The sequence below is a fragment of the Streptomyces sp. NPDC060184 genome, assembly GCF_042728795.1.
Taxonomy (GTDB): Bacteria; Actinomycetota; Actinomycetes; order Streptomycetales; family Streptomycetaceae; genus Streptomyces.
In genome coordinates, this window is the sequence record NZ_JBHWYX010000003.1 from 1 (window position 1) to 21,881 (window position 21,881).

The 21,881-nt window shown below is 71.4% G+C and carries 21 protein-coding genes; 11 read left to right on the forward strand and 10 right to left on the reverse strand.

Translation table 11 applies throughout. From position 1 onward, the window contains the following. Positions 1–42: 42 nt before the first annotated feature. On the reverse strand, positions 43–354 hold the full coding sequence (locus ACFWEE_RS02985) for an XRE family transcriptional regulator (RefSeq protein WP_386885838.1): 312 nt from the start codon (positions 352–354) through the stop codon (positions 43–45). Positions 355–389: 35 nt separating this feature from the next. Further along, positions 390–749, reverse strand: a complete 360-nt coding sequence (locus ACFWEE_RS02990; protein ID WP_386885840.1) for a type II toxin-antitoxin system RelE/ParE family toxin — start codon at positions 747–749, stop codon at positions 390–392. Positions 750–877: 128 nt separating this feature from the next. On the opposite strand from ACFWEE_RS02990, the gene ACFWEE_RS02995 reads away from it, so the two are divergent. After that, positions 878–2,050, forward strand: coding sequence for an AAA family ATPase (locus ACFWEE_RS02995; protein ID WP_386886147.1), 1,173 nt, complete (start codon positions 878–880; stop codon positions 2,048–2,050). A 701-nt stretch (positions 2,051–2,751) separates the two neighbouring features. Here the strand turns inward: ACFWEE_RS02995 and ACFWEE_RS03000 are convergent. Next, positions 2,752–4,521, reverse strand: coding sequence for a dolichyl-phosphate-mannose--protein mannosyltransferase (locus ACFWEE_RS03000; protein WP_386885842.1), 1,770 nt, complete (start codon positions 4,519–4,521; stop codon positions 2,752–2,754). A gap of 62 nt (positions 4,522–4,583) precedes the next feature. On the opposite strand from ACFWEE_RS03000, the gene rsmI reads away from it, so the two are divergent. Further along, positions 4,584–5,486 carry a 16S rRNA (cytidine(1402)-2'-O)-methyltransferase gene (gene rsmI, locus ACFWEE_RS03005; protein WP_386885844.1) on the forward strand — a complete coding sequence of 301 codons (903 nt, stop codon included), beginning with the start codon at positions 4,584–4,586 and terminating at the stop codon, positions 5,484–5,486. A gap of 37 nt (positions 5,487–5,523) precedes the next feature. Here rsmI and ACFWEE_RS03010 read toward each other — a convergent pair whose 3' ends face one another. From ACFWEE_RS03010 to ACFWEE_RS03030, 5 genes are read right to left on the reverse strand one after another with little or no spacing between them, the layout of a single operon-like run. Beyond that, on the reverse strand, positions 5,524–6,648 hold the full coding sequence (locus tag ACFWEE_RS03010) for a serine hydrolase domain-containing protein (protein WP_386885845.1): 1,125 nt from the start codon (positions 6,646–6,648) through the stop codon (positions 5,524–5,526). Continuing rightward, complete coding sequence (locus ACFWEE_RS03015) at positions 6,645–7,568, reverse strand: DUF6895 family protein (protein WP_386885847.1); 924 nt, start codon at positions 7,566–7,568, stop codon at positions 6,645–6,647. The genes ACFWEE_RS03010 and ACFWEE_RS03015 overlap by 4 nt, the downstream gene beginning before the upstream one ends. After that, positions 7,565–8,620 (reverse strand): DUF6895 family protein, encoded by a 1,056-nt coding sequence (locus tag ACFWEE_RS03020; RefSeq protein WP_386885849.1) that lies wholly within the window; start codon positions 8,618–8,620, stop codon positions 7,565–7,567. The genes ACFWEE_RS03015 and ACFWEE_RS03020 overlap by 4 nt, the downstream gene beginning before the upstream one ends. Then, complete coding sequence (locus ACFWEE_RS03025) at positions 8,617–9,333, reverse strand: hypothetical protein (RefSeq protein ID WP_386885851.1); 717 nt, start codon at positions 9,331–9,333, stop codon at positions 8,617–8,619. Before ACFWEE_RS03025 ends, ACFWEE_RS03020 begins: the two co-directional genes overlap by 4 nt. 10 nt (positions 9,334–9,343) lie before the next feature. Next, positions 9,344–9,526 carry a hypothetical protein gene (locus tag ACFWEE_RS03030; RefSeq protein WP_266707906.1) on the reverse strand — a complete coding sequence of 61 codons (183 nt, stop codon included), beginning with the start codon at positions 9,524–9,526 and terminating at the stop codon, positions 9,344–9,346. A 480-nt stretch (positions 9,527–10,006) separates the two neighbouring features. Here ACFWEE_RS03030 and ACFWEE_RS03035 point away from each other — a divergent pair, with 480 nt between their 5' ends. From ACFWEE_RS03035 to ACFWEE_RS03055, 5 genes are all read left to right on the forward strand, one after another. Further along, positions 10,007–10,411 (forward strand): hypothetical protein, encoded by a 405-nt coding sequence (locus ACFWEE_RS03035; RefSeq protein ID WP_386885853.1) that lies wholly within the window; start codon positions 10,007–10,009, stop codon positions 10,409–10,411. An 88-nt stretch (positions 10,412–10,499) separates the two neighbouring features. Continuing rightward, positions 10,500–11,366: a TatD family hydrolase gene (locus ACFWEE_RS03040; RefSeq protein WP_386885855.1), complete on the forward strand. Its 867-nt coding sequence runs from the start codon at positions 10,500–10,502 to the stop codon at positions 11,364–11,366. A 58-nt stretch (positions 11,367–11,424) separates the two neighbouring features. Continuing rightward, positions 11,425–12,297 carry a 16S rRNA (adenine(1518)-N(6)/adenine(1519)-N(6))-dimethyltransferase RsmA gene (gene rsmA, locus ACFWEE_RS03045; protein ID WP_386885857.1) on the forward strand — a complete coding sequence of 291 codons (873 nt, stop codon included), beginning with the start codon at positions 11,425–11,427 and terminating at the stop codon, positions 12,295–12,297. After that, positions 12,294–13,229 (forward strand): 4-(cytidine 5'-diphospho)-2-C-methyl-D-erythritol kinase, encoded by a 936-nt coding sequence (locus ACFWEE_RS03050; RefSeq protein WP_386885859.1) that lies wholly within the window; start codon positions 12,294–12,296, stop codon positions 13,227–13,229. Before rsmA ends, ACFWEE_RS03050 begins: the two co-directional genes overlap by 4 nt. Positions 13,230–13,232: 3 nt before the next feature. After that, complete coding sequence (locus ACFWEE_RS03055; RefSeq protein WP_386885860.1) at positions 13,233–13,490, forward strand: hypothetical protein; 258 nt, start codon at positions 13,233–13,235, stop codon at positions 13,488–13,490. A gap of 43 nt (positions 13,491–13,533) precedes the next feature. Here ACFWEE_RS03055 and ACFWEE_RS03060 read toward each other — a convergent pair whose 3' ends face one another. Then, a complete protein-coding gene (locus ACFWEE_RS03060) occupies positions 13,534–13,809 on the reverse strand; it encodes a hypothetical protein (protein WP_386885862.1) in 276 nt (91 codons plus the stop codon). Between the two features lie 61 nt (positions 13,810–13,870). Continuing rightward, positions 13,871–14,542 (reverse strand): lipoprotein, encoded by a 672-nt coding sequence (locus tag ACFWEE_RS03065; RefSeq protein ID WP_386885863.1) that lies wholly within the window; start codon positions 14,540–14,542, stop codon positions 13,871–13,873. 119 nt (positions 14,543–14,661) lie between these two features. Between ACFWEE_RS03065 and ACFWEE_RS03070 the strand changes: the two genes are divergently transcribed. The 4 genes from ACFWEE_RS03070 (at position 14,662) to ACFWEE_RS03085 (ending at position 21,881) form a co-directional block, all read left to right on the forward strand. Further along, positions 14,662–16,482, forward strand: a complete 1,821-nt coding sequence (locus tag ACFWEE_RS03070) for an ABC-F family ATP-binding cassette domain-containing protein (protein WP_386885865.1) — start codon at positions 14,662–14,664, stop codon at positions 16,480–16,482. A 452-nt stretch (positions 16,483–16,934) separates the two neighbouring features. Further along, on the forward strand, positions 16,935–18,860 hold the full coding sequence (locus tag ACFWEE_RS03075) for a PQQ-binding-like beta-propeller repeat protein (RefSeq protein ID WP_386885867.1): 1,926 nt from the start codon (positions 16,935–16,937) through the stop codon (positions 18,858–18,860). Positions 18,861–18,929: 69 nt separating this feature from the next. Further along, positions 18,930–20,837, forward strand: coding sequence for a PQQ-binding-like beta-propeller repeat protein (locus ACFWEE_RS03080; protein ID WP_386885868.1), 1,908 nt, complete (start codon positions 18,930–18,932; stop codon positions 20,835–20,837). A gap of 315 nt (positions 20,838–21,152) precedes the next feature. Next, positions 21,153–21,881 (forward strand): response regulator transcription factor, encoded by a 729-nt coding sequence (locus ACFWEE_RS03085; RefSeq protein ID WP_386885870.1) that lies wholly within the window; start codon positions 21,153–21,155, stop codon positions 21,879–21,881.

Consider the following 21,881-nt stretch of genomic DNA (forward strand, 5'->3'; position numbering starts at 1 on the left):
CCGACCGCCAAGGCGGTCGGCCCGCACCGTCAGGCAGCTTTGCTACCCGAGGATAATTCTTTCGTCACCGAAATCGGCAACGATTTCCAGCTTGCCTCCGAGGGCGGCTACGTAAGCCTCAAGCGTGCTCAACTCGGACCGGCTGAGCTCTCCCCGCTCGATAGCGCTGACCCGTGATTGAGTGATCCCCATGGTGCTGGCCATGTTCTTCTGGGTCATCTGGCGGCGCTTACGGGCCTCTGCCAAACGATGCGCTCGAACCTCTGCCAGCATGCGTCCACGATGCGTGTCGACGGCGTCCTCTTCGTCGTCATCGATCAGCTCGCTCCTGAGATCCCGCCAATTGGAACTCATCGCGCCTCCCTAACCCCCCACGCACCCGAAAACATTCAGCTCAACTCGTTAGAGTGATCCCGAAATCGCTGCTCGGCGATTGGAATCGCCTTGTCGTACCAGCCTTGCCAATCGTTGGACTTGTCTCCACCGACCAGTAGAACCGCCTGCCGGCGAGGATCGAATGCGAACAGAATTCGCACCTCAGATCCGCCCGTTGAGCCGGGGCGCAATTCCTTGAGGTTTTTGAGGGAGGAGCCAGTGATGGAGTCGACCAGTGGCCTCCCGAGTGTTGGGCCCTGTGACTCCAGTACATCAATCGCGGCAGCGATCAGCCGAACCGTCTCTTGATCTTGCCTTCGCAAGGCGCGCAGCCAGTCGCGCACCTCGTCCACGATGACGATGTTCCAGCTCACCTGCACCCCAGCCCGGCAGTCACTACAACACTGGCATTGTATGACGCTTGCGTTGTGTTCGTCAAGCGTGGGAGGGTCCCGGGATGACATCCTTGGGTGATGAGAGTATTACTCGACGCAAGCTGGTTATGCGTTCGTTCAGCCCTTCGGCGCCTATTGCGAGCAGAACGCTCTTTGCTGGTCGAACCGAACAGATGAGCACGTTGATTTCCATTGTCTTCCAGAGTGGCCAGCATGCCGTCATCTATGGAGAGCGAGGTGTCGGTAAAACGTCCTTGGCGCGTGTGCTGAGGGAAGCTTTTAATGAAAGTATGTGGACCAGTTACTACACGTGTTCCAGTGGCGACACCTTTGGGTCTATCTGGCGTGGGATCCTAGAGAATTTTCCCATGACGGAGGAGCGTGACGCGCCAGGTTTCTCGATACAGAAGGTGGTTGAGAGTAGCACTCTGGCGGATTTGCTGAAGACTTCAGAGCCCACGCCAAACGAGATTCGGGCAGTTTTGGAGATCGTGGGGGAGGCTGATGGAAATGCAGTAATTTTTATTGATGAATTCGACCGGCCTGAAGATCCGAAGACGCGCTCCAGGTTTGCCGATACGATTAAAATTCTGTCGGACCAGGCTGTGCCGGTTACGCTCGTTCTGGTAGGTGTTGCTGATAACATTGATGAACTTATTTCGGAACACGTCTCCATCCAAAGGGCTATTGTTCAGGTCCAGATGCCGCGAATGGCCGGCCGGGAATTGATGGAGATTGTTTCCCAAGGGATGCGTTCTGCCACCCTTGAGTTTGAACCGGGATTCGCCCGGCAGGTCGTGTCGATTTCCCAGGGGCTTCCGCACTACACTCACTTGCTCTGTCAGAACGCGGGGGTGTATGTGGTGGAAAATGGGCGTGTGAAAGTTCGAACCCTGGACGTTGATCCTGCCATCTCCAAAGCAATAAATAACGTTTCGCAGACGGTCCGAGATAAGTACCATCGCGCAACGTTCAGTAATCGGGAAACGTTGCACCGGCAAGTTCTTTTGGCGTGTGCCATGGCGGAGAAAGATGAGATGGGGACGTTTAGTGCGCCTGATGTACGAGAAAAGCTGTGCGAAATATCTGAGCGCCCGTACGATACGCCTGCGTTCGCGACCCACCTCAAGGATTTCTCTTCTCCCGATGGGGCGCGTGGGGGAATTCTTGCAAAGCGTGGAGTCTTGAGGAGGTTCCGCTACCGATTCAATGACCCGCTGCTCCCCCCGTTCATTCTGATGAAAGGGCGAACGGAGGGACTTACTCGACAATTGTCATAAGATCTGGCTGATTCAATTGTTGGCGGGCGGTCGCGTTGACGAATACCTTCGCCGCTGAGAAAGCGATGGGTGGCTGATCGATTGCGGTCTGCTGCTGTTGGAGAAGATCTTCGCGAGCCGTCGTGTCCGTGGGCGTCGCAATACAGTCTCGCGCCGCTGGGGGAGAGGGGATTCGGGATGCAGCCAGTAGGACACGTCCACGGCCAGCATGCTTTGCCCTCGGCGGCTGGGGCACTGGCGCAGAGGTCAGCGTGCGGCGGACCGTGCCGGGCTCTGTCCAGCCCCGGACCGGGGCTGAGCACAGGTGGTCGTGCCCGCGTTGCCCAGCGCCCCGCTTGCGGACAGCTCAACGGGGTACTCACGAGCAGCGGCCGTTTTCGCCCGATTCGTCACTCGAATTCTCGAAGCGTGAAGAACGGCCGCCTGCGTTCTTCCGGGACCAACCGCAGAGCAGCAAGTCGATTGACCTGTGACGTCGACGTCAAACTGGCGCGGTGGCTCGGAGGTGGCTGCCGATGCGCTCTGAGTGGTCGGAGATGCGAGACCCGGAGAAAACCCGCGACTGGCAGGACGAACGGGCTACTCCGAGATGGTCTGTCGCCCTGTGAATAACGAGAGCTCTACCAGGTGCGCAGCAGACATCCATCGGTAGCGACCACGGCTGGCCGCACCCGTTGGTGGCGGGCCCGCCGTGGCCCCCGCTACACCCACGAGTCCAGCCACATCCGGTTCCGCCAGTCCGGCTCCGGGATCGGCGTCCCCGTGTAGAGCGGCCAGAAGTAGATGAAGTTCCAGACGATCAGCAGCACCAGCAGCCCCGCCGCCACCGCGCCGATCGCGCGGCGGCGTTCGCCGGTGGGGTCGGAGGTGGTCAGGCCCAGCTCCGCGCGGGTGCCGGTACCGGCCGCGGGGCCGATCAGCGCGCCGATCATCATCGCCACGGCGAGACAGAGGAACGGCACGAAGACGACCGCGTAGAAGAAGAAGATCGTGCGTTCCTGGTAGAAGAACCACGGCACCCAGCCCGCCGCGACCCCGCAGGCGATGGCGCCCGCCCGCCAGTCGCGGCGGAAGAGCCAGCGCCACACCACGTACACCAGGGCGAAGCAGGCCGCCCACCAGAGCAGCGGGGTGCCGAGCGCCAGGACCTCCCGGGCGCACTTGCCGGTCGCGGACTCGGGGCAGCTGGGCTCCTCGTAGAAGTACGAGACGGGGCGGCCGAGGACGATCCAGCTCCAGGGGTTCGACTGGTACGTGTGGCCGGAGGTCAGGCCCACGTGGAAGTCGTAGACCTGGCGCTCGTAGTGCCAGAGGCTGCGCAGCCAGTCGGGGAGCCAGGTCCAGCCGCCGCTGCGGCCCTCCGCCGTGTCCGCCCAGTGGCGGTCGTACCCCTTGTCCGTGATCAGCCAGCCCGTCCAGGAGACGAGGTAGGTGGCCAGGGCGACCGGGACCGTGGAGACGAAGGCGGGCAGCAGGTCGCGGCGGAGGACCGCCGCGTACGGGTGGAACGCGCCGGCGGTGCGGCGGGCGCCCACGTCCCAGAGGACGGACATGACGGCGAACGCGGCCAGGATGTAGAGGCCGTTCCACTTGGTGCCGAAGGCGAGGCCCAGCATCAGCCCGGCCGCGAGGCGCCAGGGCCGCCACCCGAGGCGCAGGGTCTGTGCGATGTGGGCGTCCGGGCGGAGCACCCCCTCCTCGTCCACCGGGAGGGCCTCGGCGAGTCTGCGGCGGGCCCAGTCGCGGTCGTTCACCAGACAGCCGAACGCCGCGACCACGAAGAACATCAGCACCAGGTCGAGCAGGGCGGTGCGGCTCATCACGAAGTGCAGCCCGTCCACCGCGAGCAGCAGGCCCGCCAGGCACCCCAGGAACGTCGAGCGGAACATCCGCCGCCCGATCCGGCAGAGCAGCAGCACCGACACGGTGCCGAGCAGCGCCACCATGAACCGCCAGCCGAACGGCGTGAAGCCGAACAGCTGCTCGCCGAGCCCGATGACCCACTTGCCGACCGGCGGGTGCACCACGTATCCGGGGTCGACGGGGACCTTCACCTGGGACGGGTCGCTCAGGATGAGCTTGTCGACGTCCTTGGGCCAGGCACCTTCGTACCCCTGGTTGATCAGGGCCCAGGCGTCCTTGGCGTAGTACGTCTCGTCGAATATCACCGCGTCGGGCCGCCCCAGCCGCCAGAAGCGCAGCACCCCGGCGATCAGGGTCACCAGCAGCGGGCCGCCCCACCCCGCCCACCGTTCCAGCCGGTCCGCGAGGACCGGTGGCACCCCGAGCACTCCCCAGGTGCGGGGGCTCGGCCGGTTGTAGGGAGGGATGAGGCGTTCGCGCAGCCCGATGTCCTTCCGGGGCACGTGGCCGAAGCGGTGCAGCCGCCGCTCCCAGGGAGAAGGCTGCTCGCCGCGGAGTTCGTCCCCGGCGTCGTGGCCCTGCCGGGCGTCGGGCGCAGTACTCGTCACCGCGCCATCGTAGGGAAAGCAGCTGTGCGAAGGGGGCCGCCGGGGCTGGGAGGATGGTTCCTGTGACTGAAACGCCTGGAACGCCTGGAAAGCCGACGACCGGAACGCTGGTTCTCGCGGGGACCCCCATCGGCGATGTGGCGGACGCCCCGCCGCGTCTCGCCGCCGAGCTGGAGACGGCCGACGTCGTAGCGGCCGAGGACACCCGCCGGCTGAAGCGCCTCACCCAGGCGCTCGGCATCCACACCACGGGGCGGGTCGTCTCGTACTTCGAGGGGAACGAGTCCGCCCGCACCCCGGAGCTGGTCGAGGCGCTGACCGGCGGTGCGCGGGTGCTGCTGGTGACCGACGCGGGAATGCCGTCGGTCTCCGACCCCGGCTACCGCCTGGTCGCCGCCGCCGTGGAGAAGGACATCAGGGTCACCGCCGTGCCCGGCCCTTCGGCGGTCCTCACCGCGCTGGCGCTCTCCGGTCTGCCGGTGGACCGGTTCTGCTTCGAGGGCTTCCTGCCCCGCAAGGCGGGCGAGCGCCTCGGCCGCCTCCGCGAGGTCGGCGGCGAGCGCCGCACCATGGTCTTCTTCGAGGCCCCGCACCGCCTGGACGACACCCTCGCCGCGATGGCCGAGGTCTTCGGCGCGGACCGCCGGGCCGCCGTCTGCCGCGAGCTGACGAAGACGTACGAGGAAGTGAAGCGCGGCCCGCTCGGTGAGCTGGCGGTGTGGGCGGCCGAGGGCGTACGCGGGGAGATCACCGTCGTCGTGGAGGGCGCGGGCGACACCGGCGCCGAGGAGCTGGACGCGGCGGAGCTGGTGCGCCGGGTCCAGGTCCGCGAGGAGGCGGGGGAGCGCCGCAAGGAGGCCATCGCCGCCGTCGCGGCCGACGCCGGGCTGCCCAAGCGCGAGGTGTTCGACGCGGTGGTCGCCGCGAAGAACGCGGCCCGCACCCCGGGCACGCCCACCGTCTGAGCACCTGCTCGGCCGGCCCCCTCGCTCCGTCGGCCCCTTACTCCGTCAGCACCCCGTGGACCGTCGCCACGAACGGGTCCCCGAGCGACACCCGCCGGGTGCAGACGGCGGCCAGCGCGGTCCCGGTGTCCGGGCGGTAACCGAGGTACGCCTGCTGCCCGGGGGTCGCCCCGGCGTGGAAGTTCACCGGGCCGTGCGGCGACGCGTGCTGGAACCACGTCAGCGTGTGGGTGTGGTTGTGCCGGGGCCCCCGGCGCAGCACCGGCCGCCGCATCCCCGCCAGCGCGGCGGCCAGGGAGGCGTCCGGCGGCGGTACGAACGGGGTGACCCCGGCCGCCCCGGTCCCGGCGTACGCGCCGCTCGCCGCGAGGTGCGCCTCCAGGAAGGTGAGCAGGTCGTGCGGGGTGGACCGGACGGCCCCCGCCCCGGCGAACCCGCCGATGTCGAGCACCGGCACCGGGGCCCCGCGGCGCCCGTGGCCCGTCGCGTCGGCGCCCGGGCGTCCCGGGCCGAGTGCGGTGGCGTCCAGGTGCAGCGGGGCGAGCACCTCCCGGCGGAGCAGGACGTCCCAGGGGGTGCCGGTCGCGGCGGCGAGGGTGTGGGCCAGGACCGCGACGGCGAAGTTCGAGTAGTGCCAGCGGGTCCCGGGCGCGTGCCGGGGGCGGGCCCGCAGGAAGGCGCGGACGACCCGGTCGGCGGGGTAGCCGGCGTACGGGGCGGTGGTCCAGCGCGGTACCGCCTGCGGGTAGAAGTCGGCGGGCAGACCGGGCAGCCCCGAGGTGTGGGTGATCAGATGGCGCAGGGTGATCGCCCGCACGGACGGGTGCACCGGGTGGCCGGGCGCCAGGAGCTCCGCGGCCGGGGCGTCGTACGAGAGGCGGCCCGCGGCGACCAGCCGGGCGAGCAGCAGCCCGGTGAAGGTCTTGGACGCCGAGCCGAGCTCGTAGCGGAGCCGGTCGCGCGGCCGGTCCTCCGGCTCCGGGGCGGTGCCGGTGAGGTGCAGGGTGCGGTGTCCGTGGCGGCTGAGCGCGAGGACCAGGCCGGGCACCGGGCCGATCGCCTCGGCCGCCCTGGCCAGCAGGCGCGCGTCGGCCCCGGCGTCCCGGTCGTGGGCGTCGGGGCCGGCGGGCGCGGTACGGGCGACGGCGGGGCCCGTACTCACGCGGAGGCCGTCGAGGAGAGGTCCGACAGCGAGCGGGAGACCGCGAGCGCCGAGGCGAACGCCGCCACCAGCGTCGAGTGGTAGACGAGGTCGAAGACCGACTCCGCGTCGCCCTCCGGCATCCCCTCGAACACCGGCATCGCCCCGTCCGGCTCCTGCGCGGCGGCGAATCCGCGCCAGGCGGCCGGGTCGAGCGTCGGCTCGGGCAGGCAGGCGTCGACCACCAGCAGTTCGCCGAGGAGGTCCCAGCGCTTCAGGTCGAGCCAGTCGTCGAGCCAGACGGGCAGCCAGAGCGCGAGGTACCCGGCGATCTCCGGCGGCAGCCCCCGGGGGGACTCGCCCCAGTCGGTGAGGTGGAAGACGGTGTGGGTGATGTCGTAGCCGATGTGGCCCTCGACGGTCCACGGCTCGGGCCGCGCGGCGAGCCAGGTGCGCCGGAACGCCTCGTCCTCGGGGAGGCTCGCGGGCAGTCCGAAGCGGCGTTCGATGGTGGAGAGGCCCAGGCGGCGGACCGGCAGCACCTCCAGCCGGCCCGAGCTGGCCAGGCGGTGGTTGAGGCGGACGGCCGCTTCCAGGCCCTGGTGCCGGTACCCGAGCTCCTTGAACGGTACGTACACCTCCATCGGCACCGGCGAGAGCGGTTCGCGGCGCTGGCCCTCCAGGAGGCGGTGGCCGGAGTCCAGCAGCTCGTGCCAGGCGTGGTCCAGGAGGGAGCGGGCCAGGGACGCCTGCTGGGATCCGGCGACGCCCTCGCGGAAGATCACCTTGCCGATGAGTGCCAGTTCGCCCAGTGGCTTGAACCGGTCCAGCATCCCGGCCTCGGGCGACGGGTCGTCCTCCAGCCGGAAGCCCTCCCGATGGGCGTGCAGCCACTTCAGGGCCTTCGCGCCCACCTCGTGGATCTGCTGGATACCGCTCATGCGGAATGTTTCCTTCCGGATGTCGTGGGTGTGCGGGGGCCCTCCAGCCGGGCGACCGTGAGCGAGGCGGCGAAGATCGTCACCAGCGTGGAGTGGTAGCAGGCCAGGAAGGGGTACGGCTCCTCGTCGTCGCTCGTTCCCGAGGCGCCGGGCCCGACCGGCGGACCGGTCTCCGGCAGGCAACCGCTCGGGTGCTGCACCCGGGCGAGCACCGGCCAGGCGGCGGCGAACAGCTCCACCGGCGGGACGCCAGGCAGGCCCGCGCCGACCGCCAGCAGCTCGGCGGTCAGGTCCCACTGGTCGCTCTCCAGACAGCCGTCCACCCAGGGCGGCAGCCAGTCCCGCAGATAGCGGTCCAGGTCGGCGGGCATCCGCTCGGGGGCGACGCCCCAGTCGGTGACGTGGTACGCCGCGTGGGTCAGCGAGTAGCCGGAGGCGCGCTCCAGCATCCAGGGCTCGGAGAGCCCGCCCAGCCAGGTGCGGCGCAGCACCGCCTCGGCATCGGCGTGCGGGGCGATGCCGACGCGGCGCTCGGAGTTGATCAGCCCCAGCTGCCGGTTGGCGTGCTGTTCGGTGAAGGCCCAGCCCCGGGTGGCGGCGATCCGGCGGGCGAGCCGCTCGAACCCCTCGTGGCGCAGCCCGTGACCCGCGAAGGCCGCGTAGATCTCGAAGGGGTACGCGGCGAAGGGCTCGGAGCGCAGCAGCTCCAGCATCAGATCGCCGGAGCGGGTCTGCTCCCAGGCGAAGGCGACCAGCCGGTCGGCGGTGGCGCGGGCCGGGTCGCCGGGGGCGGTGACCCGCTGGGCCGTGCTGCACAGCTGGGCCAGCTCGCCGAGCGGCTTGAGGGTGTGGTCGACCTTGGTGTGCGGCTCCAGCACGTCCTCGGGGAGGACGAAACCGGCCAGATTCTCCTCGGTCCAGGCCAGCGCGCGGTCGCGCACCTCGCGGACGAGGCCGGTGAGCGCGGCGGTGGCCTGGTGCTCCGCCGCCGCGCTCCCGGCTCCGGGCCGGTCCGCCGTCGCCTGGTCCGCCGTCGCCTGGTCCGCGGTCACCTGCCGCGCTCCTCGATCATCAGCCGGGCCGCGCGGACGTTCAGCGTCACCCGGGGGTCCTGGCCGCCCATCAGCTCGACGAAGTCGAGGCCCCGGTCGAGGCCGAGGGTCGGCGGTTCCCCGCCGAGGGCGGCCAGCCAGCGGCCGGTGCCCGAGGCCTGGAGCCAGTCGCGGCGGCGCACCGCGCGGACGAAGCCGCGCGCGAGGTCGGTCACCCGGCCCCGGGCCACCCGCGCCACGGAAGACGCCGCTGCCGGGACGGCGAGCGGCGCGAGGAGGGAGACCTGGTGCGAGAACGCCTGCCACGGCGCCTCGTCCAGACCGGTGATGCCCGGTTCGTCCAGGGCGGGCGGGCGGCCCGTCGGAAGCCCGGTGGGGAGGGAGGGGGCCACCCGGTGCAGGGTGGAGAGCATCGCCCAGTGGCTCCAGGCGGTGGAGGGGGAGGCGTCGGGGCGCGGCGGGAACTCCCGTACCGCGCGGTGGAAGACCGCCACGTCGCCGGGGTGCGGGCTCTGTCCGTACAGCACGCTCGGCAGCAGCAGGTCGGCTCCGATGACCCGTACCGCGGCGATGCCCGTTCTGTCGTCCTCGTGGATTCCGGCCGCGCCGCACACCGTGGCGAGGTGGCCCCCGCTCCTAAGAGCGAGGACCACCTCGTTCGCCAGGTCGTGCACCGCGTCCGAGAGCCGGGACGAAGCGCTTGACTGGTTCATGGGCCGGAAGTCAGCCCTTCTTCGGCCGCGGGGTGGGCGGCGAAAGGAGGAGCGCCCCACCGCCGGCGATCAGCGCGAGGAACGCGCACTCGCGCGAGTCGCGGTAGAGACCCTCGACCTCGCCCGGGTTGAGCGCGGCCTCCAGGTCCTTGTCCAGGTCGGTCGTGGTGGTGGGGGTGATTTCGGTGTGCATGAGCGTTCCCGTTCTGTTCTGTGGAAAAGCCGGGGGTTGCGTGTACTTGCGTACGAGTCGAGTGAAAACCAGATAAGCGAACCGCGCAAACCGGACATGCTGTTTTCGTGAGGTGCGGAATTCAATTGAATGCTCAATTCATTCCGCCCCTCATGAATGCGCCCCCTGTGCGCCCCTGTGCAGCCCTTTGTTCTCGGGGCTTCCCGCCCCCTCGCCCCGGTCAGGACACCCGGCGCTCGGAGGTGCGGACCCCGGAAAACGCGCCCCCCGAGGGTGTGAACAGGCGGTGCACGCCCGCGCGCCGCCAACGGCTGGTTTCGTACGGGGCGCCCTCGCACCATGCGCGGGCCAAGGGCTCACCAAGGAGTCCAAGAACGCATCAACACTGGCCCTGAGCCGGTGCGATTCACATTCGGCGGGTGTGCACTGGGAGGTGGAAACACTCGGGAGCGGCTTGTCCTGCGGACAAGAGGAGCAAGTATGAGTGAGATCGCGGTGACCACGGTCCATGAGGCCTATGCCTTCGCCTGCATGCGATGTGGACACGGCTGGGAACAGGCCTACGCAATAGAGCACCACGTCGACCGGGACGGCAACGCCTTCGTGGTCTACAAGGCCGACGGAGAGCGCGTCCCCTCTCCTCTGTCGACCCCGACCTGCACGAACTGCGGCGGCCACGTGGTCCGCATCATGCGTTCGGGACGGGTCTCCCTCGTGCAGCAGCTGCTCCAGGGCACCCCGCGCCGGAAGCCGGGCGCCCTCGCGGGCACCGCCTCCGGAGAGGACGACGACGAACGGGTGGCCGCCGTGGCCGTACCGGCGGGAGCCGGAGCCGCCCGCCACTGGCACCTGTCGGACCTGTTCCATCCCTTCCAGCGCCGCTGACCCGGCCCCCGGCCGAGAGCGCCCGCCCGTGTCCCCGGACCCCGGGCGGGCGCTCCTCCCGCCCGGCACTCCTCGTACGATCAAGGGCATGAGCCGTACCGAAGCGCCGCCGCTGCCCGAACCCCTGCGGGTTCCGGTCGCCGATTCGCACACCCACCTGGACATGCAGGACGGCACCGTGGAGGAGGCCCTCGCACGGGCCGCCGCCGTCAACGTCACCACCGTCGTCCAGGTCGGCTGCGACCTCGCCGGGTCGCGCTGGGCCGCCGACACCGCCGCCGCCCACCCCCAGGTGCACGCCTCGGTCGCCCTCCACCCCAACGAGGCACCGCGCATCGTCCACGGCGACCCCGAGGGCCGCACCCGCGAAGGGGTCCGCGCGCCGGGCGGCAAGGCCGCGCTGGACGACGCGCTCGCCGAGATCGACGCGCTCGCCGCCCTCGCCCACGTGCGCGGCGTCGGTGAGACCGGCCTCGACCACTTCCGTACCGAGCCCGAGGGCCGCGCCGCCCAGGAGGAGTCGTTCCGGGCGCACATCGAGATCGCCAAGCGGCACGGCAAGGCCCTCGTCATCCACGACCGCGAGGCCCACGCCGACGTGCTGCGCATCCTCGCCGAGGCCGGCGCCCCGGACCGCACCGTCTTCCACTGCTACTCCGGCGACGCCGAGATGGCCCGGATCTGCGCGCGGGCCGGCTACTTCATGTCCTTCGCCGGGAACGTCACCTTCAAGAACGCCCAGCCGCTGCGGGACGCCCTCGCCGTCGCCCCCGCCGAACTGGTGCTGGTCGAGACCGACGCCCCCTTCCTCACCCCGGCGCCCTACCGGGGCCGCCCCAACGCCCCCTACCTCATCCCCGTCACCCTCCGGGCGATGGCCGAGGTCAAGGGCGTCGACGAGGACACCCTCGCCGCGACCGTCGACGCCAATACGGCACGGGCCTTCGACTACTGAGCGGGGGTGGGGCCGCGGTCGCACCTGCGATCGCGATCCGGGCCCGTACGCTTAGTGGGTGAGCAGCACAGAGTCCGACGCCCTCCTGGGCCCCGCAGACATCCGCGAACTGGCGGCGACGCTGGGCGTACGCCCCACCAAGCAGCGCGGCCAGAACTTCGTCATCGACGCCAACACGGTCCGCAGGATCGTGCGCACCGCCGAGGTGCGGCCCGACGACGTCGTCGTCGAGGTCGGGCCGGGGCTCGGCTCGCTGACCCTCGCGCTGCTGGAGGCGGCCGACCGGGTCGTGGCCGTGGAGATCGACGACGTCCTCGCCGCCGCCCTGCCCGCGACCGTCGCCGCCCGGATGCCCGGCCGCGCCGACCGGTTCGCCCTCGTCCACTCCGACGCCATGCTGGTCACCGAGCTGCCGGGCCCCGCGCCCACGGCGCTCGTCGCCAACCTCCCGTACAACGTCGCCGTGCCCGTACTGCTCACCATGCTGGAGCGCTTCCCGAGCATCGAGCGGACCCTCGTCATGGTGCAGTCCGAGGTCGCCGACCGGCTCGCCGCCCGCCCCGGCAACAAGGTCTACGGCGTGCCGTCCGTGAAGGCCAACTGGTACGCCGACGTGAAGCGCGCCGGAGCCATCGGCCGCACCGTCTTCTGGCCCGCCCCCAACGTCGACTCCGGCCTGGTCTCCCTGGTCCGGCGGGAGAAGCCGGTCGAGACCTCGGCGAGCCGCACCGAGGTCTTCGCCGTCGTCGACGCCGCCTTCGCCCAGCGCCGCAAGACGCTGCGCGCCGCACTGTCCGGCTGGGCGGGCTCCGCACCGGCCGCCGAGGCCGCGCTGGTCGCCGCCGGGGTCTCCCCGCAGGCCCGGGGCGAGTCGCTGACGGTCGAGGAGTTCGCCGCCATCGCCGAGAACAAGCCGGAGCTGCCCGCATGACCCACAGCACCACCGCGACCGGGAGCCCGAGCACGACCGGCACCGTCACCGTCCGCGTACCGGCCAAGGTCAACGTCCAGCTCGCCGTGGGCGCCGCCCGCCCCGACGGCTTCCACGACCTCGCCAACGTCTTCCTCGCCGTCGGCCTCTACGACGAGGTCACCGCGACCCCGGCCGACGAGCTGACGATCACCTGCTCCGGCCCGGACGCCGCCCAGGTGCCGCTGGACCGCGGCAACCTCGCCGCCCGCGCCGCCCTCGCCCTCGCGGAGCGGTACGGCATCGAGCCCGCCGTCCACCTCCACATCGCCAAGGACATCCCCGTCGCCGGCGGCATGGCCGGAGGCAGCGCCGACGGCGCCGCCGCCCTCCTCGCCTGCGACGCGCTCTGGGCCACCGGCGCCTCCCGCGACGAGCTCCTGGAGATCTGCGCCGAGCTCGGCAGCGACGTCCCCTTCAGCCTGATCGGCGGCGCCGCACTCGGCACCGGACGCGGCGAACTCCTCACCCCGGTCGCCACCGGCGGCATCTTCCACTGGGTCTTCGCCGTCGCCGACGGCGGACTCTCCACCCCGGTCGTGTTCGGCGAGTTCGACCGGCTCACCGCCGGTACGGACGTCCCCGAGCCCACCGCGGCCCCGGCCCTGCTCGACGCCCTCGCCTCCGGCGACCCGGTCGCCCTGGCCAAGACCCTGGGCAACGACCTCCAGGCCGCCGCCCTCTCGCTGCGCCCCTCGCTCGCCGCGACCCTGGCCGCCGGCACCGACGCCGGGGCCCTCGCCGCACTCGTCTCCGGCTCCGGCCCGACCACCGCGTTCCTGGTCCCCGACCCGGACACCGCCCACCGGGTGGCCGCCGCCCTCACCGCCTCCGGCACCTGCCGCACGGCACGGGTCGCGGTCTCCCCGGCGCCGGGCGCGACGGTGGTCTGAGGGGTGCCCGACCAGAGCCCCGGGGACCGGCTCCAGGGTCTGACCACGGGACCGACGAGGCACGGCTCCCGGAGTCGCTGGGCTCGCACGGCCGAGACGCTGGGCAGGCACCCCGGGCTCGTAGCGAGCTGGGTTCTGCTCGCGGTTTCGGCGGTCGCCGCTTCGAAGGTCCTGTCGCAGCCGTGGAGTGCGGCGACCTACCCCGTGGCCCTGTTCGTCGCGCTGTCGCTGTTCTCCCGGGCGTCGGCCCGGGAGAAGTGAGCCCGCCGGGCGCCGGATCGCTCCGGGAACCGCGCGGTCGCGGTCAACGCGTGCCGAAGAGCTGAAGGACGCCGCCCACCAGGCAGCCGAGGCCCCCCAGGAGGTGGCCGATGCCCAGCAGCCTGGCCATCCCCCGGCTCAGGCTCCGTTTCCCGCCCGATGTGAGGACGAAGCTCCTCGCCCAGGCGGCGACGGTCCGGTCGGTGCGGAAGGTCAGACAGAGTCCGTTCACCGTGAACGCCGCGCCGACGACGAGCAACAGCACCTTCGCGGCGGCAGGTGTCGGAGGGGACTCGGTCATGGCCGACAGGACATGCATGGCGGTTCCTCCTGGTCGAAGGGCGAGGCCGACAGGCCTGGCCGAAGGGCGGCCGACGAACTCAGCCGGTCCGCAGGCTCGACTTCGCCAGCTCGTACGCGGGGAGCATCTGGTCGTGCTCGTCGGAGTCCATGCCGCCGAGGTGGACGAGGACGGGGCCCTGCGCGGTGGGGACGAGGAAGGCGCTCTCCTTGTTCGGCCCGTCCAGGAGTTCGCTGGTCACGGTGTAGGCGGCCTCGGCTCCGGCGACCGTGCCGGCCTTGATGTCCGTGTAGGTGGCGTCGGCGGCGCCCGTCTCGGCCGTCACGAAGGCCTCCAGCAGCTCGCGCGGGGAGGCGGCGGACTTCTCGCCCCGCCAGACCCGCAGGAAGCCGATGCTCCCGGCCGGTTTGGCGTCGATCTCGCAGACCAGAGTCAGCGGGCCCTGCTGGGCGAGGGCGGCGAACTCGGAGTCGGGATCGACGTCCACGGCGTCGGGCTCCCACTTCGCGGGCAGGTCGAAGGTGACCGGGAGCTCGCAGTCGGAGCCGGAAGCGCCGACGCTGCCGCCCTTGGCGGCGGGCTCCACCGCCGTGTCCGACGCCGTCGCCGAGGGAGACCCGGACGTCGTGGACGAGGAGGCGGCGGCGGTGTCCCCGCCGTCGTCCCCGGTGCCGCAGCCCGCCAGCGCGCAGAGCGCCGCGGTCACCGCTGCCGCCGCCGACAGTCCGCGCCGTACCGATATGCCTGCCATGAAGTTCCCACCCCGGAGACGTTCCTGCCCGGGAGGTCACCCCGGAAGATCGCCGCACGCTACCGCATCCGCGCGGCGACTACCCTGGGAAGCCGATCCATCCCCTGGGCAGGAGTGAAATGGCCGTCAATCTGGTCAATGTCGAGCAGGTCAGCAAGGTGTACGGCACCCGTGCGCTGCTCGACGGTGTGTCTCTCGGAGTCTCGGAGGGGGACCGGATCGGTGTCGTCGGCCGCAACGGCGACGGCAAGACGACCCTCATCCGGATGCTCGCCAAGCTGGAGGAGGCGGACACCGGCCGCGTCACCCACAACGGCGGGCTGCGCCTGGGCGTCCTCACCCAGCACGACTCCCTCGACCCGAAGGCGACGATCCGGCACGAGGTCATCGGCGACCTCGCCGACCACGAGTGGGCGGGCAGCGCCAAGATCCGCGACGTGCTGACCGGGCTCTTCGGCGGTCTCGCGCTGCCGGGCTTCGAGCACGGGCTGGACACCGTCATCGCCCCGCTCTCCGGTGGTGAGCGCCGCCGTATCGCGCTCGCCAAGCTGCTCATCGCGGACCAGGACCTGATCGTCCTCGACGAGCCCACCAACCACCTCGACGTCGAGGGCATCTCCTGGCTCGCCGGTCACCTGCGGGCCCGCCGCTCGGCGCTCGTCTGCGTGACCCACGACCGGTGGTTCCTCGACCAGGTCTGCACCCGCATGTGGGACGTCCAGCGCGGCACCGTCCACGAGTACGAGGGCGGCTACAGCGACTACGTCTTCGCCCGCGCCGAGCGTGAGCGGATCGCCGCGACCGAGGAGTCCAAGCGGCAGAACCTCATGCGCAAGGAGCTGGCCTGGCTGCGGCGCGGCGCCCCCGCCCGTACCTCCAAGCCGCGCTACCGCATCGAGGCGGCCAACGAGCTGATCGCCGACGTGCCGCCGCCGCGCGACACCAGCGAGCTGATGAAGTTCGCCAACGCGCGCCTGGGCAAGACCGTCTTCGACCTGGAGGACGTGACCGTCCAGGCCGGTCCCAAGACGCTGCTGGAGCACCTCACCTGGCAGCTCGGCCCCGGCGACCGCGTCGGCCTCGTCGGCGTGAACGGCGCGGGCAAGACCTCGCTGCTGCGCTCGCTCGCCGAGGCGGCCCGCAGCCAGGGCGACGTCCAGCCGGCCGGCGGGAAGATCGTCGTCGGCAAGACCGTCCGGCTCGCCTACCTCTCCCAGGAGGTGCACGAGCTCAAGCCCACCCTCCGGGTGCTGGAGGCCGTGCAGCAGGTCCGCGACCGGGTGGACCTCGGCAAGGGCCGCGAGATGACGGCGGGGCAGCTCTGCGAGCAGTTCGGCTTCACCAAGGAGAAGCAGTGGACGCCGGTCGGCGACCTCTCCGGTGGGGAGCGGCGCCGCCTCCAGATCCTGCGCCTGCTGATGGACGAGCCGAACGTCCTCTTCCTCGACGAGCCCACCAACGACCTCGACATCGAGACCCTGACGCAGCTGGAGGACCTTCTCGACGGCTGGCCCGGCTCCATGATCGTGATCTCGCACGACCGGTTCTTCATCGAGCGCACCACCGACAAGGTGATGGCGCTGCTCGGCGACCGGGCGCTGCGGATGCTGCCGCGCGGCATCGACGAGTACATCGAGCGCCGTCAGCGGATGGAGGAGGCGGCCACCCCGTCCGCCGCCCCCGCCGCCGGGGCCAAGGAGTCCGCGCCCGCGACCAACGCCCTCTCGGCGCAGGAGTCGCGGGCGGCGAAGAAGGAGCTGCAGAAGGTCGAGCGGCAGCTCGGCAAGCTCTCCGACCGCGAGACCAAGCTGCACGCCCAGATCGCGGAGCACGCCACGGACTTCGGGAAGGTCGCCAAGCTCGACGCCGAACTGCGCGAACTGGTCACCGAGCGCGACGAGTTGGAGATGCGCTGGCTGGAGCTGGCCGAGGACGCGTAGGCGCTGCCCGTACAGCCCCCGAACGGACCCGGGCGGGCCCGGCCGCACACCGGCCGGTCCGCCCGGGTCCGTTCGGTTCTGTACGGGGCAACCAGCCGCGCGAAGCGGGGGATTCGGGCCGGAGGGCCGAGCTGCCGGTGAACGCGGCGCCGCGTGCCCGGAATTGACGGGGATGTCGACAGGAGGGGCGGACCGGCTCTCCGCGGGCGCGTAACGGCGGCATCACGGACCGGTTCTCCCTTGGGAACAGGGGGCGGACCGAATCGGTGTGCGCGCTGGTGCGGGTGGTACAAAGAAGCCCCGCCAGACTGTCGCGACGCCGCGGTAGCCATGCCCGTTCCGCTCCATTCCGGAGGAGTTCCGGACGTACGTCGCACGACGCGTCCGGTGCCCCGAGGGATCGCGGGGGAGGCCGGTACGGGCACCGGAACCGCACGAAGGGGGACGTGCTGATGACCCAGCCGCCCAGCCAGCAACCGCCGCAGGGGGGCTCGGAGACTCCGCCGGAGCCCCCGCAGGGGTCTCCCCGCCCGCCCGCCGGGTCGCCGCCCCCGCCGCCGGCCTCCCCCGCGCAGCCCCCGGCCCCCGGCGCCCCGTCGTACGGCTACCCGCAGGCGCCCGGACCGTACGGTCAGCAGCCCCCGGGCCCCGGCACGCCCGGGTACGGCTACCCGCAGGCCCCCGGACCCTACGGCGCCCAGCAGCCGGGCCCGTACGGTCAGCAGTCGCCCGGTCCGTACGGCCGGCAGGCCCCTGGCCCGTACGGCCAGCAGGTGCCGGGTCCCTATGGTGCGCCGCAGTCCGGTCCGTACGGCCAGCAGGCGCCGGGTCCCTACGGTGCGCCGCAGCCGGGTCCGTACGGGGCGCAGGGCTACCCGGGTCATCCCGCGCCGCCCGGTCCCCCGCCCGTCGCGCCGCCCCCCTCCTCCGGGCGCGGGCTCCGCGGCCGGACCGGGGCGATCGTCGCGGCGGCCGTCGCGGTGGTCGTCGTGGCGGCGGTCGGCGTGGGCGTGGCCGTCGGCGGGGACGAGGGCGGCGGGAAGCCGGTCGCCGGGAAGAGCTCGGACGACAAGGGCGGCGCCGGTCCCAGCGCGTCGGGTTCGGCCGACGGGAACGACGAGGGCCGCGCCACGGACGACGACCTGAACGCCGGACGGCAGAAGGGCGAGGCGAAGGTCCTCTGGAAGCAGGACAACGACCTGAAGCTGCCGCGCAACGGTGCCCGGGTCTACGGTCCCTGGGTCGTCGGCGACATCCTGGCCAAGGCCGCCTACCGGAGCGTCTCCGGCTACTCGCTCGCCACCGGCGAGGAGAAGTGGACGGTGACGTTCTCCACCGACGTCTGCGCCGCTCCCGTCAACGCCACCACGAACGGCAAGATCGTCCTCGGGCTGATGGACGGCACCGGTGACCAGGCGAACTGCGCCCAGCTGCAGCAGATCGACCTCGCCACCGGCAAGGCGGCTTGGAAGACGACGATCAAGCAGAACGGCGTCTGGGACCTGCTGTCCGACATCGGCCTGGCGATCAGCGGTGACACCGTGACGGTCGGCCGTTCCGGCGGCACCGACGCGTTCCGGGTCAGCGACGGCAAGGAACTGTTCGGCGAGCCGTCCGGCAACTGCCGGCCCGTCGCCTACGCGGGCGGCCCGAAGCTCATAGCCGCGCTGGACTGCAGCACGGGCGACCTGGACAACCCGCAGCAGCAGATCCAGCAGCTCGACCCCGACACCGGCAAGGCCCGTTGGACGTACCAGCCGGAACGCGGCTGGGAGGTCGACCGGGTGTACTCGGTCGACCCGCTCGTCGTGGCGCTGACCAACGAGAAGAAGAAGTCGTGGGGCATCATCGCGCTCAAGGACAACGGCACGCTGCGGTCCCAGCTGACGGGTGACGCGGCGGACAAGTTCGCCCCGGACTGCGGCAGTTCGCTGGAGATCTTCGGCAAGTCCCTGGACAACTGCACGGGTGTCGTGGCGGACGCGAAGACCTTCTACATGGCGACCGAGGCACCCACGTCCGCCGACGGCACCAACGCGGTGGTCGCCTTCGACCTCGACTCCGGCAAGACCAAGTGGAAGTCGGCAGCCCCGGCCGGGCGGGTGATGGAGCCGATGCGGATGGACGGCGCCGACCTGATCGTCCGTCTGGAGGTCACCTACGACCACGGCGGCGCCATCGCCTCCCTCGCGCCGACCGGCGGAGCTCCCAAGATCCTGCTCCAGCACCCGGCGTCCACGGCGCCCATCGAGGAGAACATCTTCGACGGCACGTTCCTCTGGCTGGACGGCCGTTCCATCATCGTCACCGACCGTCTCACCGAGGCCAACAACCGGGGCGACGACCGCGAGACGGCGATGATCGCGTTCGGCAAGTGACACCGCCGCCCCCGGGCCGCGTCCACGACTCCCCCCTTCCGCCCACCCTTCCCCCGAGGTACGTACGAGATGACCCAGCCGCCCCCGCCCCCGCAGCAGCCCGGCGAACCGCCGAAGGGCGGGTTCGGCGCCCCGCAGGACCCGCCGCCCGGCGGATTCGGCGCGTCGCCGCCCTCCCCGTACGGAAAGCCCCCGCCGCCCCCGCAGCCGCAGGCCCCCGAGCCGCCGCAGGCTCCCCGGCCCCAGGACGCCCAGCCGCCCCAGGCACCCCAGCCGCCGCAGCCCCAGCCGCCGCAGGGTCCGGCCGGGCCCGCGTACGGGTACCCGCAGCCGCAGCCCGGATACGGCTATCCGCAGGGGCCGCCGCAGCCGCAGCCCGGATACGGCTATCCGCAGACGCCGACCTCCTCGCAGCCCGGCCAGCCCGGCTACTTCGGCCAGCCCGGTCCCGGGCAGCCGGGATACGGCTACCCGACGCAGCCGCAGTACGCGCAGCCGCAGCCGCCCCAGGGCTCCGGCGGCGGGAAGCTCAACGCCCAGATGAAGATCATCATCGGGGCGGCGCTCGCCATCGTGCTGATCGTCGGCGCCGGGATCGTCTACTCGTCGTCCGGTGACGACGGGGCCCCGGAGGTCTCCACCGCGGGGCCCACCGCCGGTGACGGCGGTGACGGCGACAAGGGGGACGGCGGCGGTCTCGGCGGAGGCACCGAGAAGGTGCCGGCCTCCACCAAGTCGCACGTCGCCTTCGAGATCCCGAAGCCGAAGGTCTCCGACGTCACCACCGTCTACGGCTCCTGGGTCACCGACAAGGTGTACGTGAAGACCGGGGTGTACGAGGTCGCCGGTTACGACCTGGAGAAGGGCACCAAGCTCTGGTCGATCCCGACGGCCGGGCAGCTCTGCGCGGCCTCCCGGCACATGACGAAGGACTACAAGACGGCGATCGTCTTCGAGGAGTCCAAGCCGACCGCGGCGGACAAGTACCCCTCCTGCAACAAGCTCGGGGCGCTCGACCTGAACACCGGCAAGATGATCTGGTCGAAGTCGGTCACCGCCGCCTCCAACGGCGACGAGCCGGTGCGGTTCAGCGAGGTGACGGTCAGCGGGACGACGGTCGCCGCGGCGGGCACCGAGGGCGGCGCCGCCTTCGACATCACGAACGGGGCCCAGCTCTGGGCTCCGAAGATCTCCAGCGACGACTGCTACGACACCGGGTACGGCGGCGGCGAGGCGCTCGTCACCGTCCGCAAGTGCGGTTCGTACGACGACCCGAAGCTCTCCATCCAGACGCTGGACGCGAAGACCGGCGCCCCCGTCTCCTCGTACGACATGCCGCCCGGCGTCGAGTACGCGGCGGTCGTCTCCACCAAGCCGCTCGTCGTCGCGGCCGACATCGGCGACACGGCCGGTGACGGCTCCAGCATCTCGGACTACTTCTCCATCGACTCCGGGACCGGCAAGCTGATCGTCCGGATCTCCGCCGACGCCGAGCGGTACGCGGGGGAGTGCGGCTCCACCGAGGTGGAGCGGTGCGTCGGCATGACGGTCGGCAACAACCGCCTGTACGTGCCCACCGAGTCCCACGAGGGCACGTCCGAGTACGGCGACACCAACGAGGTCGTCGCGTTCGACCTCACCACCGGCAAGCTGCTCGGCGCCCGCGCCGACGCGGGTGAGCGGTACAGCATGATCCCGCTCCGGATGGACGGCACCAACGTCATCGCGTACAAGGTGCCCCCGTACGACAAGGGCGGCCAGGTCGTCTCGCTCGACGGCGCGACCCTGAAGGAGACGGTGCTGATGGAGAACCCCAGCACCGAGAAGACCCGGGACGCCGAGACGTACTTCGGTTACGACCGGGGCGAGTTCCTGTACGAGAAGGGCCGCCTCTTCCTGTCCCCGAACATGCTCAGCGAATCGAGCGGGGCGGACGACGACGACCGGCTCCTCGCGATGGCGTTCACCACCGGCTGACCGCCACCGGCCGACCTCCACCGGCCGACCTCCACCGGCCGACCTCCACCGGTCGGCCGGACACCGCCCGCCCCACGCCCGGGGCACCCCGCAGGACGGCCCCGCCGGTCGGAAGAAAGACCGGCGGGGCCGATCGTTTTCCGTCAACTCTGTGACGTCCGAAGCAGAAGAAATCGGCCTTCTGGGGGGCTTCTGCCACGTATGGGCGCCACGGCGTCGAACAAGCGTGTAGCTTGCCGGGTCTAGGCCGGGGGGCCGACGGTCGTGGCACACATGCGCACGGCGGTTCACGGCGGTACTGGGGGTATCTGCGCGATGAGCGTGCGGCTCATGGTGGTCGACGACCACCGCCTGCTGGCCGAGGCGCTCGCCTCGGCACTCAAGCTCCGTGGGCACCGCGTGCTCGCGGCCACGGCGCCGACCTCGGGCGCCGCGGACCTGGTCATAGCCAGGGCACCGGAGGTCTGCCTCTTCGGGACGGCCTCGCCCGCCGCGCCGGGCGCCTTCGACCCGATCACGCGGATCGGCCGGGAGCGCCCGCAGGTGGCGGTGGTGGTGCTGGGCCCGGTGCCCAGCCCCCGGGGGATCGCGGCGGCCTTCGCCGCCGGAGCGGCCGGATACGTCCGGCACGACGAACGCATCGAGGGCGTGGAGCGGGCCATGATGAAGGCCAGGGCCGGCGAGGCGTCCGTGGCGCCCGCCCTGCTCAGGGGCGCCTTCACCGAGCTGCTGCACCCCGTGGAGAAGCCTGACGACGAGGGCCAGCGCCTGCTGCGGCTGCTGACGCCCCGCGAGGCCGAGGTGCTGGTCCGCGTCGCCGAGGGCGAGGGCACCCGACTGATCGCCGCCGGTATGCGGATCGCGCCGAGCACCGCCCGTACCCACGTCCAGCGGGTCCTGATGAAGCTCGGCGTCGGATCCCGGCTGGAGGCCGCGGCGCTCGCGGCCCGTACGGGGCTGCTGGACCGGGCGGTCGTCCACACGGCGACGGGCGCGCCGCGCGCGCCCGCGTACGACACGCCGCAGGGGCCGGACGCACCCTGA

What these genes read in the sequence shown, in the direction of transcription:
- ACFWEE_RS03065 (WP_386885863.1), bottom strand. Translation starts at nt 14,542, where the DNA reads ATGGCAGGCATATCGGTACGGCGCGGACTGTCGGCGGCGGCAGCGGTG.
- ACFWEE_RS03050 (WP_386885859.1), top strand. Translation starts at nt 12,294, where the DNA reads ATGACCCACAGCACCACCGCGACCGGGAGCCCGAGCACGACCGGCACC.
- ACFWEE_RS02995 (WP_386886147.1), top strand. Translation starts at nt 878, where the DNA reads ATGCGTTCGTTCAGCCCTTCGGCGCCTATTGCGAGCAGAACGCTCTTT.
- ACFWEE_RS03075 (WP_386885867.1), top strand. Translation starts at nt 16,935, where the DNA reads ATGACCCAGCCGCCCAGCCAGCAACCGCCGCAGGGGGGCTCGGAGACT.
- ACFWEE_RS03040 (WP_386885855.1), top strand. Translation starts at nt 10,500, where the DNA reads ATGAGCCGTACCGAAGCGCCGCCGCTGCCCGAACCCCTGCGGGTTCCG.
- ACFWEE_RS03035 (WP_386885853.1), top strand. Translation starts at nt 10,007, where the DNA reads ATGAGTGAGATCGCGGTGACCACGGTCCATGAGGCCTATGCCTTCGCC.
- ACFWEE_RS03080 (WP_386885868.1), top strand. Translation starts at nt 18,930, where the DNA reads ATGACCCAGCCGCCCCCGCCCCCGCAGCAGCCCGGCGAACCGCCGAAG.
- ACFWEE_RS03070 (WP_386885865.1), top strand. Translation starts at nt 14,662, where the DNA reads ATGGCCGTCAATCTGGTCAATGTCGAGCAGGTCAGCAAGGTGTACGGC.
- ACFWEE_RS03025 (WP_386885851.1), bottom strand. Translation starts at nt 9,333, where the DNA reads ATGAACCAGTCAAGCGCTTCGTCCCGGCTCTCGGACGCGGTGCACGAC.
- ACFWEE_RS03015 (WP_386885847.1), bottom strand. Translation starts at nt 7,568, where the DNA reads ATGAGCGGTATCCAGCAGATCCACGAGGTGGGCGCGAAGGCCCTGAAG.
- ACFWEE_RS02985 (WP_386885838.1), bottom strand. Translation starts at nt 354, where the DNA reads ATGAGTTCCAATTGGCGGGATCTCAGGAGCGAGCTGATCGATGACGAC.
- ACFWEE_RS03030 (WP_266707906.1), bottom strand. Translation starts at nt 9,526, where the DNA reads ATGCACACCGAAATCACCCCCACCACCACGACCGACCTGGACAAGGAC.
- ACFWEE_RS03085 (WP_386885870.1), top strand. Translation starts at nt 21,153, where the DNA reads ATGAGCGTGCGGCTCATGGTGGTCGACGACCACCGCCTGCTGGCCGAG.
- ACFWEE_RS03060 (WP_386885862.1), bottom strand. Translation starts at nt 13,809, where the DNA reads ATGCATGTCCTGTCGGCCATGACCGAGTCCCCTCCGACACCTGCCGCC.